General features: G+C 50.8%; 17 protein-coding genes. 7 read left to right on the forward strand and 10 right to left on the reverse strand.

Annotated features, from left to right (window positions below):
• Nucleotides 1–2: 2 nt before the first annotated feature.
• The 5 genes from IFO68_RS17865 to IFO68_RS17885 form a co-directional block, all read right to left on the reverse strand.
• On the reverse strand, nucleotides 3–941 hold the full coding sequence (locus IFO68_RS17865) for an iron-siderophore ABC transporter substrate-binding protein (protein WP_192017178.1): 939 nt from the start codon (nucleotides 939–941) through the stop codon (nucleotides 3–5).
• A gap of 75 nt (nucleotides 942–1,016) precedes the next feature.
• Nucleotides 1,017–1,802 carry an ABC transporter ATP-binding protein gene (locus tag IFO68_RS17870; protein WP_192017179.1) on the reverse strand — a complete coding sequence of 262 codons (786 nt, stop codon included), beginning with the start codon at nucleotides 1,800–1,802 and terminating at the stop codon, nucleotides 1,017–1,019.
• Nucleotides 1,803–1,865: 63 nt separating this feature from the next.
• Nucleotides 1,866–2,648 carry a siderophore ferric iron reductase gene (locus IFO68_RS17875; RefSeq protein ID WP_192017180.1) on the reverse strand — a complete coding sequence of 261 codons (783 nt, stop codon included), beginning with the start codon at nucleotides 2,646–2,648 and terminating at the stop codon, nucleotides 1,866–1,868.
• Between the two features lie 300 nt (nucleotides 2,649–2,948).
• Entirely contained in the window at nucleotides 2,949–3,641 is a 693-nt protein-coding gene (locus IFO68_RS17880; protein WP_192017181.1) for a hypothetical protein, read from the reverse strand.
• Nucleotides 3,642–3,696: 55 nt separating this feature from the next.
• Nucleotides 3,697–4,614 carry a DUF808 domain-containing protein gene (locus IFO68_RS17885; protein ID WP_192017182.1) on the reverse strand — a complete coding sequence of 306 codons (918 nt, stop codon included), beginning with the start codon at nucleotides 4,612–4,614 and terminating at the stop codon, nucleotides 3,697–3,699.
• A gap of 338 nt (nucleotides 4,615–4,952) precedes the next feature.
• Here IFO68_RS17885 and IFO68_RS17890 point away from each other — a divergent pair, with 338 nt between their 5' ends.
• From IFO68_RS17890 to IFO68_RS17910, 5 genes are read left to right on the forward strand one after another with little or no spacing between them, the layout of a single operon-like run.
• Entirely contained in the window at nucleotides 4,953–6,071 is a 1,119-nt protein-coding gene (locus tag IFO68_RS17890; RefSeq protein WP_192017183.1) for a cytochrome c oxidase subunit II, read from the forward strand.
• A 20-nt stretch (nucleotides 6,072–6,091) separates the two neighbouring features.
• Nucleotides 6,092–7,852 (forward strand): cytochrome c oxidase subunit I, encoded by a 1,761-nt coding sequence (gene ctaD / locus IFO68_RS17895; RefSeq protein WP_192017184.1) that lies wholly within the window; start codon nucleotides 6,092–6,094, stop codon nucleotides 7,850–7,852.
• Nucleotides 7,849–8,463, forward strand: coding sequence for a cytochrome c oxidase subunit 3 (locus tag IFO68_RS17900; protein WP_192017185.1), 615 nt, complete (start codon nucleotides 7,849–7,851; stop codon nucleotides 8,461–8,463). The genes ctaD and IFO68_RS17900 overlap by 4 nt, the downstream gene beginning before the upstream one ends.
• A gap of 33 nt (nucleotides 8,464–8,496) precedes the next feature.
• Nucleotides 8,497–9,219 carry a cytochrome c oxidase subunit 3 gene (locus IFO68_RS17905; RefSeq protein WP_192017186.1) on the forward strand — a complete coding sequence of 241 codons (723 nt, stop codon included), beginning with the start codon at nucleotides 8,497–8,499 and terminating at the stop codon, nucleotides 9,217–9,219.
• Nucleotides 9,220–9,243: 24 nt separating this feature from the next.
• Complete coding sequence (locus IFO68_RS17910; protein WP_192017187.1) at nucleotides 9,244–9,591, forward strand: cytochrome C oxidase subunit IV family protein; 348 nt, start codon at nucleotides 9,244–9,246, stop codon at nucleotides 9,589–9,591.
• 39 nt (nucleotides 9,592–9,630) lie between these two features.
• On the opposite strand, the gene IFO68_RS17915 is transcribed toward IFO68_RS17910, so the two are convergent.
• A complete protein-coding gene (locus IFO68_RS17915) occupies nucleotides 9,631–10,188 on the reverse strand; it encodes an NAD/FAD-utilizing enzyme (protein WP_192017188.1) in 558 nt (185 codons plus the stop codon).
• A 234-nt stretch (nucleotides 10,189–10,422) separates the two neighbouring features.
• Between IFO68_RS17915 and IFO68_RS17920 the strand changes: the two genes are divergently transcribed.
• Nucleotides 10,423–10,614 carry a hypothetical protein gene (locus tag IFO68_RS17920; RefSeq protein ID WP_192017189.1) on the forward strand — a complete coding sequence of 64 codons (192 nt, stop codon included), beginning with the start codon at nucleotides 10,423–10,425 and terminating at the stop codon, nucleotides 10,612–10,614.
• A 130-nt stretch (nucleotides 10,615–10,744) separates the two neighbouring features.
• On the opposite strand, the gene IFO68_RS17925 is transcribed toward IFO68_RS17920, so the two are convergent.
• A complete protein-coding gene (locus tag IFO68_RS17925; RefSeq protein ID WP_192017190.1) occupies nucleotides 10,745–11,032 on the reverse strand; it encodes a hypothetical protein in 288 nt (95 codons plus the stop codon).
• A gap of 354 nt (nucleotides 11,033–11,386) precedes the next feature.
• Between IFO68_RS17925 and IFO68_RS22030 the strand changes: the two genes are divergently transcribed.
• A complete protein-coding gene (locus IFO68_RS22030; RefSeq protein WP_272872737.1) occupies nucleotides 11,387–11,509 on the forward strand; it encodes a hypothetical protein in 123 nt (40 codons plus the stop codon).
• A 69-nt stretch (nucleotides 11,510–11,578) separates the two neighbouring features.
• Here the strand turns inward: IFO68_RS22030 and IFO68_RS17930 are convergent, their stop codons facing one another.
• The 3 genes from IFO68_RS17930 to IFO68_RS17940 form a co-directional block, all read right to left on the reverse strand.
• Complete coding sequence (locus IFO68_RS17930; protein WP_192017191.1) at nucleotides 11,579–13,366, reverse strand: M28 family metallopeptidase; 1,788 nt, start codon at nucleotides 13,364–13,366, stop codon at nucleotides 11,579–11,581.
• A 301-nt stretch (nucleotides 13,367–13,667) separates the two neighbouring features.
• Nucleotides 13,668–14,384 (reverse strand): DUF2799 domain-containing protein, encoded by a 717-nt coding sequence (locus IFO68_RS17935; protein WP_192017192.1) that lies wholly within the window; start codon nucleotides 14,382–14,384, stop codon nucleotides 13,668–13,670.
• 326 nt (nucleotides 14,385–14,710) lie between these two features.
• The gene (locus IFO68_RS17940; RefSeq protein ID WP_192017193.1) at nucleotides 14,711–15,964 is read right to left on the reverse strand and encodes a D-amino acid dehydrogenase; all 1,254 of its coding nucleotides are present in this window, start codon (nucleotides 15,962–15,964) and stop codon (nucleotides 14,711–14,713) included.
• Nucleotides 15,965–16,007: the final 43 nt, after the last annotated feature.

The raw sequence follows: 16,007 nt of genomic DNA on the forward strand, positions 1-16,007 counted from the left end.
AATCAGTCCTGCCCGCCCTTAACGGAGGAAACCACATCCTGATCAGGCGCAATTTCAAACAGGCTGTCGGCCATGGCTTCGGCTATATAACGGATTGACATGGCCCCGCCATAGTTCCAGACAGACGTGACGCTGTTTACGTGCTTAGCCCGGACAAAAGGCATGGCATTCCAGATAACCGAACGCTGCAACTGCTTCTCTTCATTGAAAGGCCGGAAGTAGAGCACATAGCTGCTACCCGCTTTTTGCAGGTCGGTCAGCCGCTTCTGCACAATGCCCCACTCGGTGGCAGGCAAAGGCATGGCCGGTGTCAATCCCAACTGCTCAAGCGCATAATTAGTGGTGGAATTCTGGCCATAGATATACACAGAGGTCTGATTGGCAAATCGCATCGCGACCACACTGGGTGACTCACCATTAAACGCCTGATTAAGCTGATTTTTCAGTTCAGTAAAACGTTCAGACATGGCCGTGAGTTTCTGCTCAGCCAGCGCTTCCTGATCAAAGACTGTGGCCAGTTGGCGGAAGTTCGCAATGGCAGCTTCTGCACTGCTGAGCGACTGGCTGTAGGTTTCGTAGTACAACACAGGTGCCAGAGCTTCAAGGCGGGGGATCAAATCTTTTTGCGGTGAGGCAGCCAGGATCAGATCCGGTTTCAGTTCCGCAATTTTCTCCAGATTCGGTTCGGTGCGGGTGCCGATATCCGCCACACCGGCGGGTACAGCAGGCTGAACAACCCATTCCTGATAACCACTGATATTTGGCATACCAACAGGAGTGACATCCAGTTCCAGTACTTGTTCAGCCAGATCCCAGTTGAGAACAACCACACGCTGGGGCTGCTCGGTCAGTGTGTGCTCACCTCGGCTGTCGGTCACCGTTATCTCTGCAAACACCTGACCGGAGAACAGCAAGGCTGCCACGGCAGTCCATTTGCTCATTCGCGCCACTGGGCCCATATTTTTCAACCATTTATTCAACATAAAACGACAACTTCTCTGTTTTTCGTGCCACTGTTATTCACACACCACAGCAACTTTCTGGCCAGTCAGGTGATCTGAATTGACAGGGTGATCAATGAGTTTAATGTCCGTCTCATACAATGCAGACAGTCTTGGTTCATCCAGTAACACGTCTTTCGGGCCGGTGAAGGCAATGCGCCCTTGCTTCAGGGCCACCACGTGCGTGGCAAAACGCAACGCCAGATTCAGATCGTGCAAGATGACGATTACGCCACAGCCCGTGTCTCGGTTCAGCTCTGCCAGCAAAGACATCAGTTGATACTGATGATGAATATCCAGTGCCGAGGTCGGCTCATCGAGGATCAGGACAGGTGACTGCTGGGCCAGCAGCATAGACACCCAGGCGCGCTGGCGTTCCCCACCAGAGAGCTGGTCGGCCAGATTGTCGGCAAAGCGTAAGGTGCCAGTCTTGCGCATGGCTGCTTCAATGATGGCGACATCATCTTTTTGCCAGCGACCGAATGTGCCGCGCCAGGGAAAGCGCCCCAGTTTCACCAGTTCTCTGACCGTCAAGCCGGCAACGTCCGGCAGCTTTTGTGGCAGGAAAGCCACTTCACGTGCCAGCGCTTTGGCAGACAGCGCAGTCAGTGGCTGTTGGTTGAGCAGAATGTCGCCTTCATCGGGCGCCGTTTGTCCGGCAAGCAAGTTCACCAGTGTTGATTTACCTGAACCATTGTGGCCCAGCACCATGGTAAAAGCCCCGCTGTCGATAGTGAGCTGATCGATACGCAAAATATCGCGCCCACCACGGTGTACACGGATGTTGTTGAGTTCAAACATAGTTTTTCTTATGACTTACACTGCAAGATTGTGATCAACGCATCGCGTGCGGCACAACCAGGCCTAGAGTTTATTCTTCGGGCAGTTTTCGCAATAGCTGCCATCATCACGCCGGTAATGCATACAGCAACTGACTCGCAGTTGTTGCCACTGACCGTCGGCTTCGGAGCGGTACAGGGTCTCAATATGCTTGGCGGGCAAGCCAAGACTTTCCAGCCACCAAGCGGCATGCTGGGGTACATCGTCCGCCGGCATCTTCTCAGGTAATGCATTGTGGTAACGCAGCAGCACCGCCAGGACGGCATCCGCCAGTAACTGGCGGGTAAAACCAGGACGAATACGAGTATGGTGTTCCATCTGCTCTCGCAGATCGTCATACAGATCGACCAGCTCACGGCCCGCGCACTGAATCAGCTGCTGGGTATTGCCTTCGCACCATTGGCTATTCTGGCTGAAACTGTAGCCAGCCACCCACCCTGCATTGTTATATTGCTGAACGATACGGCTCAGTGGCGGCACCGACTGCACACTGTAAACACAGACAAAAGCCAGATAGAGCGGCTGCCAGGTCAGCATAGACCAACTACGTGTCGTCCAGTAAGGCTGCCCAGCTTCCGGATAGTTCTGCTGCCAGTACTGATACAGGCTGGCCAGCAACTGATCGTTGTTGCCATCACGCTTAATACAAAACAAGGTGTCAGGCGCGGAAACACCTTTCATTATGGGTATCAAACGCTCCGCATCATTGAACAACCGAATCAAATTTTCCGGCTGAACGGCACGCGCAATGGTGCTGGGAAAGCGGTCAGCTTCAGAGCTCTGTTTTGTATTCAACGCTGTTGTCATCCATTCACCAAACTATCATGGACTCGCTTGCTGCACTTTGAGCAAACGCAAATTCTTACTAGGCCAATAATACTAGAATAAATAATAACTATTATCATTCAATTTGAATTATCTTTTTGGGGCACATTCCTTTCTACCGTTTGGTGTAATCACACCAGCGTCGCTGCGACACTCTGGAAAGTAATGGGAAGAATAATAACAATTATTCTCAAAATGATCAGTCAAAAAATACCACAGTGACATTGCTGCGGTATCGGCGGGAGATAAAGATGAAAAAACCAACCCTGCGGCTGGTTCCTGTCAGATTTGAGGGAGATCGCCCTGAAGGCTATAGAGCTGTTGCAGTGTGTCTATCGCTATCACTTCGCCAGCATCTGTCACCCGATCGCCTAACATCAGGGTAACGGTGGAAAGAGCAGTCTCTGCATCTTGGTCTGCATCAATTAATGCCGGGAAATCACTGGTTTTTATCTCGACAGATTTACCGTCCAGGCTGCCAAGTGCTGACACCAGCTGTGCATCCACGGTCAATACCTGTACCTGACGCAACGACTGATAACTGTGGAATGACAGCGTATCTGGCATCATGCCGTATTGTTCGAACCAGGCGGTTTTGGTCATCAGATATTCGTGATAAACCGCCCCGACCAATGGCTGCATATCACGGACAACAACACTTTCCTGAACAATGTCTTGCTGTGAGACAGGAACCGGTTTTCCTGCCGCATCTAACCCGTAGGTAGTGAGTATCTGGCCGATATCATCACGGCTGGGCAACCGGGCATAAGCGATAGCATCTCGCCGCCACAGTTGGGCTGATTGTTCGAATGCATCTGCCAGCACTGAGGCAGTGTTCTGGGATAATACCGCTCCCTGTACTGTTGCGGTTCCCGGCTCACTGCTGGCAGCTGTGATACCGGGGAAAAACAGAACCGCCAGCAAAGGCAGGCGGTTCAGCATCACAAAAGGTCTGCGTCTTGGCTTTTTCGTCATATTCATTCTTATACTTACATCTCAAGCTGACATCAGCATACCTTAAGTCAATGATTTATGCTGCCTGATTACCGCGCAAACGCTGCCAGGCCGAAATGACAGCCAGTACCAGCAGACCCGCAACGATACCGACTATCAGGTTGGTCATCATGGGCACCAGCCATGATGCACCGGGCAGAGCTTGCAACCGCTCAGTTAAAACCACCAGCCAGTGATGCGAATCGGGAATACTGTGAACCACGATACCGCCACCGACCAAAAACATGGCAATGGTGCCAACAACGGCCAGTAACTTCATCAGCTTAGGCGCGGCGGCGATCAACAGCTGACCAAAACGGTGCAACAGGCTCTTCTCCTGATGCTGCTTCACCAGATAAAAGCCAGCATCATCAAGTTTGACAATCCCTGCCACTAAGCCATAAACGCCCACTGTCATGGTCAGGGCAATCAGGCTGACTACCAGCAATTGCGTCATCAAAGACATGCCCTGAACGGTGCCTAATGCAATCACGATAATTTCGGCTGACAGAATAAAATCGGTTCTGATTGCTCCTTTTATCTTGTTCTGCTCGTATTCATCAATATCCATGCCATCGGGCAGTTGATCGTGATCTTTCAGCTCTTCTTCTGCATCATCATGAGTGAGTTTGTGAATGACTTTTTCTGCACCTTCAAAACACAAAAACAAACCGCCAGTCAGCAGCAATGGCACGATGAGCCAGGGTGCAACAGCACTGATTAACAGGGCCGCCGGCACCAGGATCAACTTATTTTTAAACGAACCTTTTGCCACCGCCCACACAACCGGGATTTCTCGTTCTGCTCTTACCCCGGCCACCTGCTGGGCATTCAGGGCCAGATCGTCCCCCAGCACCCCGGCGGTTTTCCGGGCCGCGACCTTACTCATTACGGCAACGTCATCGAGTACGGTTGCAATATCATCCAGCAAGGTTAACAAACTTGCACCAGCCACATCCCCTCCTCATTTTTGGGAAAGCTTATCTTATTGACTATCAGGCGATTGTGCCTGAATAACCTCTCTCATAGTAAGACATTTTTCGGTGAAACCCAGCTTTCTCATTTACGAACCGTCTGCAGAGAAAGCCCTCAGATCACTCGCACAGCATGATGATGTCCACTAAGCTTTTAATCAATATGACTATCAAACACAGCCACTTTGTCATTTTTCTGGCTGACAGCTGTGTATAAAGCCTTCACTGCGCGGGCAACAATACTGTTTGACTTTCAGGGTTCGGGTTACCGATTTTTGTTCCTCTCATGGATGCGACCAATTTCGGTAAAAGGTGATATATGGCAATAGCCATTGCCCTGATCATTATTGTCGTTGCTTCCATTGCCTTCCATATTTACAGCCCCTGGTGGCTGACGCCTGCTGCGTCAAATTGGGGGGAGATAGATAATGCGCTGCACCTGACTCTCATCATTACCGGAGCGTTTTTTATCGTTCTGAACCTGGTGCTTGCCTGGCTGGTCATTCGCTTCAGACATAAACCCGGCCGCCAGTCCCAGTTTCAGCCCGACAGCAAAAAGCTGGAAGCCTGGCTGATCGGCATTACCTCTGTCGGCATTATCGCTTTACTGGCCCCGGGCTTGGTGGTGTACGGGCAATTTGTCAGCGTGCCTGATGAGGCACGGATTGTCGAAGTCGTCGGTGAGCAGTGGCGCTGGCGATTCCGTTTTCCCGGTGATGACGCTCAGCTGGGCAAAAGTGACACCCGGTTTGTGTCCAGTACCAACCCGTTAGGCATTGACCCGGATGATCCTGCCGGGGCAGATGATCGGATAATTCTGTTGCCCGAGCTGCACTTGCCCCTTTACGCGCCCTACAAAGTGCTGCTGCGATCCAAAGACGTCCTCCATGATTTCAACGTGCCCCAGTTCCGGGCAAAAATGGATCTGGTTCCCGGCACCGTCACCCATTTCTGGGTCAGGCCCACTGAGCGCGGACAGTTTGACATTCTTTGTGCCGAACTCTGTGGTGTCGGGCATTTCAATATGCGCGGGCGTGTTGTGGTTGAAGACGAAGCAGAGTTTGGTCGCTGGCTGGCCGCACAGCCGACGTTTGCCCAAACCCAGCGCCCCGCAGACACGACCGCGAGTGGCGAGGCACTCTCACAAGCCGATCTGATTGCGATGGGCGAGACGTTATCGCAAGTCAACGGCTGTATCGCCTGCCACAGCAGCGACGGCAAGACCGGCATCGGACCGACCTGGCAAGGGCTGTACGGCAATACAAGAACCCTGTCGGATGATACACAGCTTCAGGCCGATGAAGCTTATCTGAAACGGGCCATATTGGATGCCAAAGCCGAACTGGTAAAAGGCTACCCTGCGGTCATGCCTGCGTATACTTTGAATGATCAGGAAATCGATGCCCTGATCGCTTATATCCAGTCTCTGGCGCAATAGTGCTCGCGACGGGAGGAGATATGACAGCACAGACTCACCAACACAGCTCCGGGTATTCGCAATCGTTCTGGAGCAAGTATATCTGGAGCCAGGATCATAAGGTCATTGCCATTCAGTATTCTCTGACCGCCATTTTTATGGGCCTGATTGCCTTGGTCATGTCCTGGATTATGCGCCTGCAGCTGGGCTTTCCCGGCACCTTCGATTTCATTGATGCCAATACCTATTACCAGTCTATGACCATGCACGGCATGATTATGGTGGTTTACCTGCTGACGGCGCTGTTTCTGGGCGGATTCGGTAACTATCTGATTCCGTTAATGGTGGGTGCCAGAGACATGGTTTTCCCTTTTCTGAATATGCTCAGTTACTGGTTTTATCTGCTGGCTTCACTGATCTTACTGGCCAGTTTCTTTGTCACCGGCGGGCCAACCGGCGCCGGCTGGACCCTTTATCCGCCGCAGGCCATTTTGCCCGGCACACCCGGCACCGACTGGGGCATTGTGCTGATGCTGATATCGCTGGCGGTGTTTATCGTCGCCGCCACCATGGGCGGGCTGAATTATGTCACCACTGTGCTGCAGGCGCGGACCCGGGGCATGACGCTGCTGCGCATGCCTCTGACCGTCTGGGGTATTTTTACCGCCTCAGCCATGGCTTTGCTGGCCTTCCCTGCCCTGTTTGTCAGTGCGGTGATGATGCTGTTCGATAAACTGCTCGGCACCAGTTTCTTTATGCCTGCCGTGATATCCATGGGACAGCTTACCGAGCACGGCGGCGGCAGCCCTATCCTGTTCCAGCACCTGTTCTGGTTCTTTGGTCATCCTGAAGTCTACATAGTCGCCTTGCCTGCCTTTGGCATAGTGTCGGACTTAATCAGCATTCATGCCCGCAAAAACATCTTCGGTTACAAGATGATGGTATGGGCGATTCTGGCCATAGGGGTACTGAGCTTTGTCGTTTGGGCGCACCATATGTATGTCAGCGGTATGAACCCGTACTTCGGCTTTTTCTTTGCCATCACCACGCTGGTGATCGCTGTTCCGACCGCGATTAAAGTCTACAACTGGCTGTTTACGCTCTGGAAAGGTGACATTCATCTCACGCTGCCTATGCTGTTCGCTCTGGCCTTCATCAGCACCTTTGTCATCGGTGGCTTAACCGGTTTGTTTCTGGGCAATGTGGTGGTCGATATTCCCTTGTCGGACACCTATTTTGTGGTGGCCCATTTCCACATGGTGATGGGCGTATCACCGATCCTGGCGATTTTCGGCGGGCTCTATCACTGGTATCCCAAAGTCACCGGCAGAATGCTGAACAACACCATGGGCCATATCCATTTCTGGTTTACGTTTCTGGGGACTTACGCCATTTATTTTCCTATGCACTATCTCGGTGTTATGGGGATGCCAAGGCGCTATTTCGCCTGGGAAGACTACAGTTTTATTCCCGAATCGGCGCAGCACCTCAATGCCTTCATTACCATCGCGGCCCTGATTGTCGGGGCGGCGCAACTGCTGTTTATCTTCAACATGTACTGGAGCTGGCGTCATGAACAAGCTGTGGGCGGCAATCCCTGGCGTGCCACCTCACTGGAGTGGCAAACCCCTGATACGCCACCTAAACATGGCAACTGGGGCGATGAGCTCCCTGTGGTGTATCGCTGGGCCTATGATTTCAGCGTGCCCGGCGCCAAAGAAGATTATCTGCCGCAGAACCAGCCGCCCGACGATATCGCGACGGATATGCCCGACAGCGAGCCTGAGGAGTCCGAAACATGAGCCGTAAGCCTGCACTCTCGACACTGGCGTCGGGCAACCTGAGTCCGGCCCCGAATGCCCACTACCAGCCTGCCAGCACCTATGCGATTGCCTCGACCGGTTTGTGGGTACTCATGGGGGTTATTGGCGCCTTGTTTTTCTTGTTTACCGTGGCCTATTACATCCGCCACACGCTGAGTGACTGGCAAGCGCTCAATGAACCGTGGCAACTGATGCTGAGCACATCGCTGCTGGTACTGGGCTGTGTGGCCATGCACCTTGCCGGCCGTAAAGCCCGTTTGCTGCCTGCCCTTGCCGCCTGCCAGACCGAGCTGATAATGGCGGTCTGTTTTACGCTCGGCTTTATTCTCGCACAGTTATGGGCCTGGCAGGCGCTGGTCAAGATCAACCAGGGCGTGCTGGCCAACCCGGCTAACAGCTTTTTTTATCTCCTGACCGGCCTGCATGCACTGCACATAATCGGTGGGGTTCTGGCCCTGGGTGTAGTGGTGTATCAGGTCTGGCGGGGGCAAAGGGACAACCTGCATTTATGGCTCCAGCTCTGCGCACGGTACTGGCATTTCCTGTTATTCATCTGGCTGTTTCTGCTGGGCTTACTGCGATTAACCTGATCCGCACAGCCGGCAGAACGAGAGGTCTTGATTATGAGTGAAACCCAACCATCCCGGACGCCAACCCTGGGCAGCCAAACAGGTTGGACAGGGGTCGTCAACGACTATGCCGGCGATCGTGCGGCATTTCACGTCTCGGCAAACAAAACCATGATGTGGATTTTTCTGCTCAGCGACACCTTTGTGTTCGGCTGTTTTCTGGTGGGCTATATGTCGGTCCGCATGACCACGACTGACATCTGGCCACCAACCAGCGAGGTCTTTGCCTTAACGATTGCCGGTCATTCCATCCCCCTGATCCTGATTGCCATTATGACCTTTGTGCTGATCACCAGCAGCGGAACCATGGCGATGGCCGTCAACTGCGGCTATCAGGGAAAGCGCTGGTCCACTGCCTTACTGATGCTGTTAACCGCGCTTTTGGGATTGGCCTTTGTCAGTATGCAGGCGTTCGAATGGAGCAAACTCATTGCCGAAGGAGTTCGCCCGTGGGGAAATGAAGAAGGCGCATCGCAGTTTGGTGCGGCATTTTTCATGATCACCGGTTTTCACGGTTTGCATGTCAGTGTGGGCGTGCTGTATCTGACGATAGTCGCCATTCGGGTCGCTCTGGGAAAATATGACAAAAAACAGGTGGATCCACATGCCACGGGAATACAGGGGGGAAAATACGAAATTGTTGAAATCACCGGACTGTACTGGCATTTCGTTGATTTGGTGTGGGTATTTATATTCGCCTTTTTTTATCTGTGGTAACTCAGGCAAACCGTCAAGGAGGCCATGATGGCAAATTCTGAACTCACTCATGATTCAGTGAAGCAGCAGCATCCAATCAGCCTGTATCTTAAAGTATGGGGACTGCTCTTTGTGCTCAGTACCCTCTCGTATCTGGTCGACTATTTCCATTTGCAGGGCATGTTACGGTGGAGCCTTATTCTGCTGTTTATGGCACTGAAAGCCGGGCTGATTGCCGCCGTGTTCATGCACATGCGCTGGGAAAGGCTCGCTTTGGTGTATACCATTTTCCTTCCGCCGTTAGTCCTGCTCGTCCTGGTAGGTCTGATGGCGAGCGAAGCAAGCTATATCTTTGCTCTCAGAGAATGGTTTTTCAGTCTGCCGGGCGGATAATGACCCGGCAGACACCTTGTCAGCGCCAGAACCAAGCGATTAAGGCAGAGTTTTCATCATACGCTGCCATTTTTGCTGCATGGCGACAACCCAGTGCGGAGGAGACTTCCCGGTTCCGGCAGGTTTGAGTTTGTCGTGCGCCAGCGTAATACTGGCCAGCTGCAGTTCCTGCTCCGGCTCAACATCCACCATTAATACATGCTTGCCGGATTTCAGGACGTTTTTAAACCGGCGGAACTGATAATGCAGTTCCTGGAATCCAAACAATCCCCCTTCCCAGGTAATGAATCCCAGAATCGCAATCGCCAGTAAAATGAAAGGTGCCCAGCCAACCGCATCTGTCACCCCGGAGGCATAGGCCGCAATTAATACGCCGGCTGCGGCAATCGCCCCGATCACAGCGCCAATTTCAGTTGAGTGCACAACGTCATTACGCATCACAGATTGCACCGGATGCAAATGCTTGTGGCTCGACACATCAGCATCTTTGTTACTGAGAACATGGATTTGCGGAGAAGTAAAACCACTCAGTTCCAACTCATGTTCAACCAGCTCAAGTTCATCCAGGTCATCACTGATATAAAAGACCCGTTTCATGTTTGCCTCCTGACAGGTAGCCAACGAAGAAGGTCACTATTTCAAAGGTTACTATCAGTTTACAATGGCTTTGCAGAACTTTTTACCAGAATGAAAACTAATTTTTCACAATATTGTCAGATTATCCTGCCAGAGGCGGATTTTGACAGGCTCAGCAATCATTGACATCAGGCTAACACAGGCCTTGCGAAAATCATTTACAGTGCCCGCTTTTCCCATTTTATGGCGTTAACAATGAAATCATTAACTCTGCTCGGTTTACTGACCATCAGCCTGTCTCTGACCGGTTGTCAGCTGACACATGTTGAAGGCGAAGTAGACGGTGTGAACATCAAAGCCACCACCAATGGTGACTATGATGATCACCATCATGGCGGCAACGGCAGTTTCTGCCCGCCAGGACAAGCTAAAAAAGGCCGCTGTTAATTCAGCGGTTTTTTTTCTCACCCGTAATCGACAAGAGCCATTTCGCAGGCTCACATCAACAGCTTTTATTGTCCCATCACCTGAGTACACTCACGCTATGCTCAGCGTTTCCCCACTGACATAATGACAACTAACTTTTGCCCGCCAGCTTAGCTTTCAGCCATCGAAAGGCATGGAGCAAAGTGTAAAAAAGGTTTGTTGATGCATTGTACTCTTCCAGGTGATGTACATAGTTGGAGCGAAACTTATCGACGGCGTCTTCCGCGCTGGAGGCATAAATCACATCATCTTCTACCTCTAATCCCTGAAGCAGTAATGCCTGTTTCTCTTCAGCAAACGTAGGGGAGGACATATTCAGGTAGGTAAACGCTTTTCGAGCGGTATTCGGCACACAGAAAAATTGATATTTATTGGACATTTAACACCCATTCACAGTGACAAATTACAAGTACGATTTGTACATGTGATCAGAACAGGTTGTCTGACCCCGTCCTAAAATCATCATGCTCCTCATCATATGGTCACTTGCACATATAAAATACATCTATTATTCAACCGTTTGACTAATACTACAGAATCAGATGGCTCCAATAACAAAAAGTCACTGAAAACCTCAAAACGCTCACTTTTCCTGTCATCGAATCACGGCAAAATCCTGAACCATCCTGGGATTGTTAACAGAAAAATGGCTGGCTGCTTTTCAAATCAATCACATGACAAAACAGGATGTAGTCGCATCCTCACGGAACCTGTCGACACTGGCGAGATGCTAATGCTCCACGGTGAAGATGGCGGGATGAAAAACGGCGTGTTTGAATACACACTGGGCGCGAAAGAAGACGGCCCGATCCGCGAAGACGGCAAGCTGGTGATGGATATTATTACAGCCGAGTAATACTGCCGTATATAAAAGAACAGCCACGCATTTGCGTGGCTGTTTATGTTTAGCGTTAATCGCTGGTCATTACTGGCGATCCTGATCAAAGTCACCGTGGAAGTGACCGTGATCCGAATGACTCTCTGCAGCTTTCAGCTTCTCACCAATACGCAGTTTTTGCGTTGGTTTCATGTCGCTTGGCATACGCGACATGGTTTTCACTGCCGGTTCAGCAACTTCAGGGAATAATGGCTTACTGAACGCATAGTAAGTCGTCACATAGGCCAGGGCCTGAGTATTAACGAACAAGGCTTTCTGGCTGACGTTATTCAGATCATCACAGGCCTGGTGATAACATCTGTCGTAAGCCACATCAATTTCACCGCCAAACTGATCCACTTCTTCAGCCGTTTTCACTTTCTCAGCACCGGTGAACAGGCCACCGAACGCCACACCCCAATCAGCGAAACCTGCATAATCAGAACGTTTAGACAGCGCCTGAGGCACAGTGAACTCAGATTTTGCCGTAAAGAACTCATTGAATGTCGATTCAATGTCGGAAGTACCGTATGGCGGTTTGAAATCACCGGTATAGGCATTGTCCGGGCTGTCTTTGGTATCCGACAGGTCGCCATCCATGACACCGAAGATATAGTTTGGCGAACCGATCATGTCAAAGTTCAGGTACAGCTTCACTTTATTCAGCTTAGTGTAGCGGGCTTCAACCAGCTCAACCTGTTCTTCTGTCAACTGGCTGGGATCGTCCAGTCCCAGTTCTGCCAGAATCTCGTTCTGAGCCTGATCATAGATAGGGGCAAACAATGTGTTAGTGTAATACTCTGAACCCACTAAGCCTGCTTCCTCTGCTGCCCACCAAGCGAACCGGACTTTGTTTTTCACTGGCGCTCTGGTGTCAGCCAGCGTAATTGCATACTCCAGCAAACCGGCCGTACCTGAACCGTTATCATTGATACCAGGCCCTTCCGGTACTGAGTCCAGATGCGCCCCCAGCATCACCACCTGATTCGGATTACCGCGTCTGGTTTCCGCAATCACGTTCTGGGTTACGACCATTTCGTCTTTGACATCGACCGCAAGTACCACAGGGACGGGCTGAGTCTGGCTGGCATCGAACCACTGTTTAGCTATTTCATACCGGGCGCCGAAAGCAGGTACTGTCGCCGCTGTATCGCTGCCCAGCGTACCGTTAACCACACCCTTACGGCCTTCATCGTTCCCTTGGTTAAAGACGATCACCGCTTTGGCACCGGCATTTTGTGCGTTCACCACTTTCGTTGTGAAGTTACAGCCACCGCGCTGGATGGCCGCCACTTTCCCGGTGATCGCTTTACCGTCAAAATCAGTGGCTTCACAACCATCGGTATCATCGTAATTCGGACTGTCAAAGTTAAAATCCGGCGTGACAAATACGATGTCACCAGCCAACTGACCATTTGAATCACCCGAATAGGACATCACGGCATAGTCTGCTTCAACACCTTCTCCAGCCTCACGAGTGCTAATCAGATCAGCGCCGTCAACATTGAGCGTTGTTCCGGCCAGCTCTTCCCAGGCGCGGAAATCAAACTCCTGTGTAGACACTTTATAGCCGTGTTCTTTCATCACTTCGATGATGTAATCAACAGAATACTGGTATCCGTCTGAGCCGGCAGCACGGGTCACAGAGCTGCCATCCGATGTCGGCGTGGCACGCGCTTCCAACTCCACCAAATGCTCTACCACATCTTCATGTTCAATTTCGCTACTGACGTAAGCCGCGGCTTCTTTCGGGTCATCCCAATAACAACCGGTCAACATGGTTGAGCTGATGAGAGTGGCGAGAAGCGTCTTTTTTGTTGTTATGCATACTTGCATGTGTGACTCCTTGTGTGTTGTTAGCCAACACATTGTTGACGAAACACAAGGTTACAAAAATGTTAAATTGGAGTTGTTTTGTTAAATCTAGGCAGACTTCAAACTATGCGCACACATGCTATGCAACAAGAATTAAAGTTTTAACTCAAGATCACACCCTGACTTCAACAAGATTCTTTATCTAATGATAATACTATTAATTTAAACTGTGTTTTTACCCAAAGACAGACATTAAATTCATTAATGCTAAATTTGATGATAATAAACACTAAGGAAGTTTCAGATCACCACTCAGTCACATTTAAAATAAATCAGCAATATTTTTGATATTCTGAATCGTATTTTCTGTTGTCGATAAGGTCTCGTAATATTTACGCTGATTGTTCAGACTGGCAAGGCGTTGATTCAGCGCTGTCTTTTGCGTTTGAGGCAGTGTTTCCGAGGTCAGTTGACTATGAATCTGAGTCATTTCTCTGTCAATCTTATGAACGGCAAGTTCATATTCAAAACGGTTAACATCAAACTCCGCACGCTCCATCCGCGACTTGGCCGATTTCAGCTCCGCTTTAAATGTTTTTCTGTCATCACTGGACAGCGTGTCCTCTTCCAGCCTCGCTTTGTAGTTATTCACACTGCTTTCTGCCGAGTCCAACCTGGATTGCGCTTGGGCCAGATTATGGTAAGGCGTGTAACCTGACAGAAAATCTCTGGCTAAGTCTGCCGGACAGACATTGTCATAGCTTGCATTGGACTGACCAACCAGAGTGCCATTTTCGTAAGTACAGTATGAGGTTAATCCTTCACGTCGGCCTTGCTGGTAAGATTTCAGATCAACAGATACACCATATTCCGCACATTCTTCACTGTAAATGGCCGAGTAATTCTTTTTCCCTTTCTGGCCATCGGCCAAGCCCATCTGATGCCAATCACCCAGCCGGCATTCTTCTTCACTGATTGAAGAACAGCCAGACATGGTCAACATCATTGCCACGGCTGACATCACATATCGTTTATGCATTATCCAGATTTCCCTGATTCACAGTAAGCCACTCTCTTTCCTTAAAATAGAGCGGCGCGCTGTCTTTATTTGTTAACTGCAGATAACCAGATGGCGTCAGGATACCCTGCGCATCATGGTATAAAGCCCGTAAAGATACAGTACAACCGATGTCATATCAAAGCTTTAGCATAGGCGCAGTGAAATGCCTGGTAGGTATTGAATACTGACGTTGAATCACCCAAGTGCGGGCAGTAAGGCGTGAATAACGCGAAGATATGTAGATTGAGGGAGTAGCCCCGATCAGGCGGACGCAGCCTGACCGGGAGATAGCATTTACGTGCCGGTTACAGATACCGGTGGATAGATAAGCCGTCTGTGTCGATATCCGTGTCATTACCACTGACAATATCGGCCAGTAAACGACCAGACCCGCAGGCCATGGTCCAACCCAGCGTGCCGTGCCCGGTATTGGTGTAAAGATTATCAAAAGGCGTTTTACCTATGACCGGTGTACCATCCGGTGTCATCGGACGCAAGCCAGTCCAATACTCGGCCTGGTTCAGATCGCCGCCGTCAGGGAACAGATCATTGACAACCATAGCGATGGTTTCTTTTCGCTGCTCGGTCAGATGCAGATTAAAGCCCGCCAGCTCAGCCGTACCGGCCACACGGATACGGTTATCGAACCGTGTCATAGCGACTTTATAGGTTTCATCTATCACGGTCGACACAGGGGCGCCGTCGCTGTCTTTCAGCGGCATGGTCAGCGAGTACCCTTTGACCGGGTAAACCGGCAGTTGCATACCTAAGGTGTCCAGCATGGCTGTTGAGTAACTGCCCAGCGCCACCACATAAGCATCGGCTTTGAACTCACCTTTATCGGTATCAACAGCCACAATGCGCCCCGCTTCATGTCGCAGTCCTTTAATTGGGGTATCAAACACAAAAGTGACACCGGCCTGCTCAGCCAGAGCGGTCAGTTGCTGGCAGAATTTATAGCAGTCGCCAGTCTCATCATCCGGCAATCGCAAGCCACCCGCTACTTTCTCCCGCACTTTAGCCAGCGCCGGTTCTGCTGCGATACATCCAGCGGCGTCCAGAAGTTCAAACCGTATACCGCTTTCATCCAATACCTGAATATCTTTACCGACCGCATCAAGCTGAGCTTGAGTACGTAACAATTGCAATGTGCCTTTCTGACGGCCTTCGTAGTGCAGATCGTGTTGCTGGCGCAACTCAATCAAACTTTCCCGGCTGTAATTTGAGACGCGTAACATGCGGGCTTTATTGCGCTGATAACTGACATAGTTGCAGTTGGCCAGCATCTTACCCATCCAGCTGTACAAATCCGGCGATAACGACGGTTTGATTTTCAGCGGCGCATGTTTCTGTACCAGCCACTTAATGGCTTTCGCCGGAATGCCAGGCGCTGCCCACGGTGAAGAGTAGCCGTAGGAAATCTGCCCGGCATTAGCAAAACTGGTTTCTTCTGCACTGCGGGACTGGCGGTCAATAACCGTCACCTGATGCCCCTTCTGCGCCAGATACCAGGCTGACGTCAGCCCGACAACACCGCTTCCTAATACAATGACTTCCATACGTCTCTCTCTTCGCTGTGGCTGGGTTTCGGTAAGAAAACGC

It is taken from the genome of Photobacterium arenosum, assembly GCF_014841115.1.
Classification (GTDB): domain Bacteria; phylum Pseudomonadota; class Gammaproteobacteria; order Enterobacterales; family Vibrionaceae; genus Photobacterium; species Photobacterium arenosum.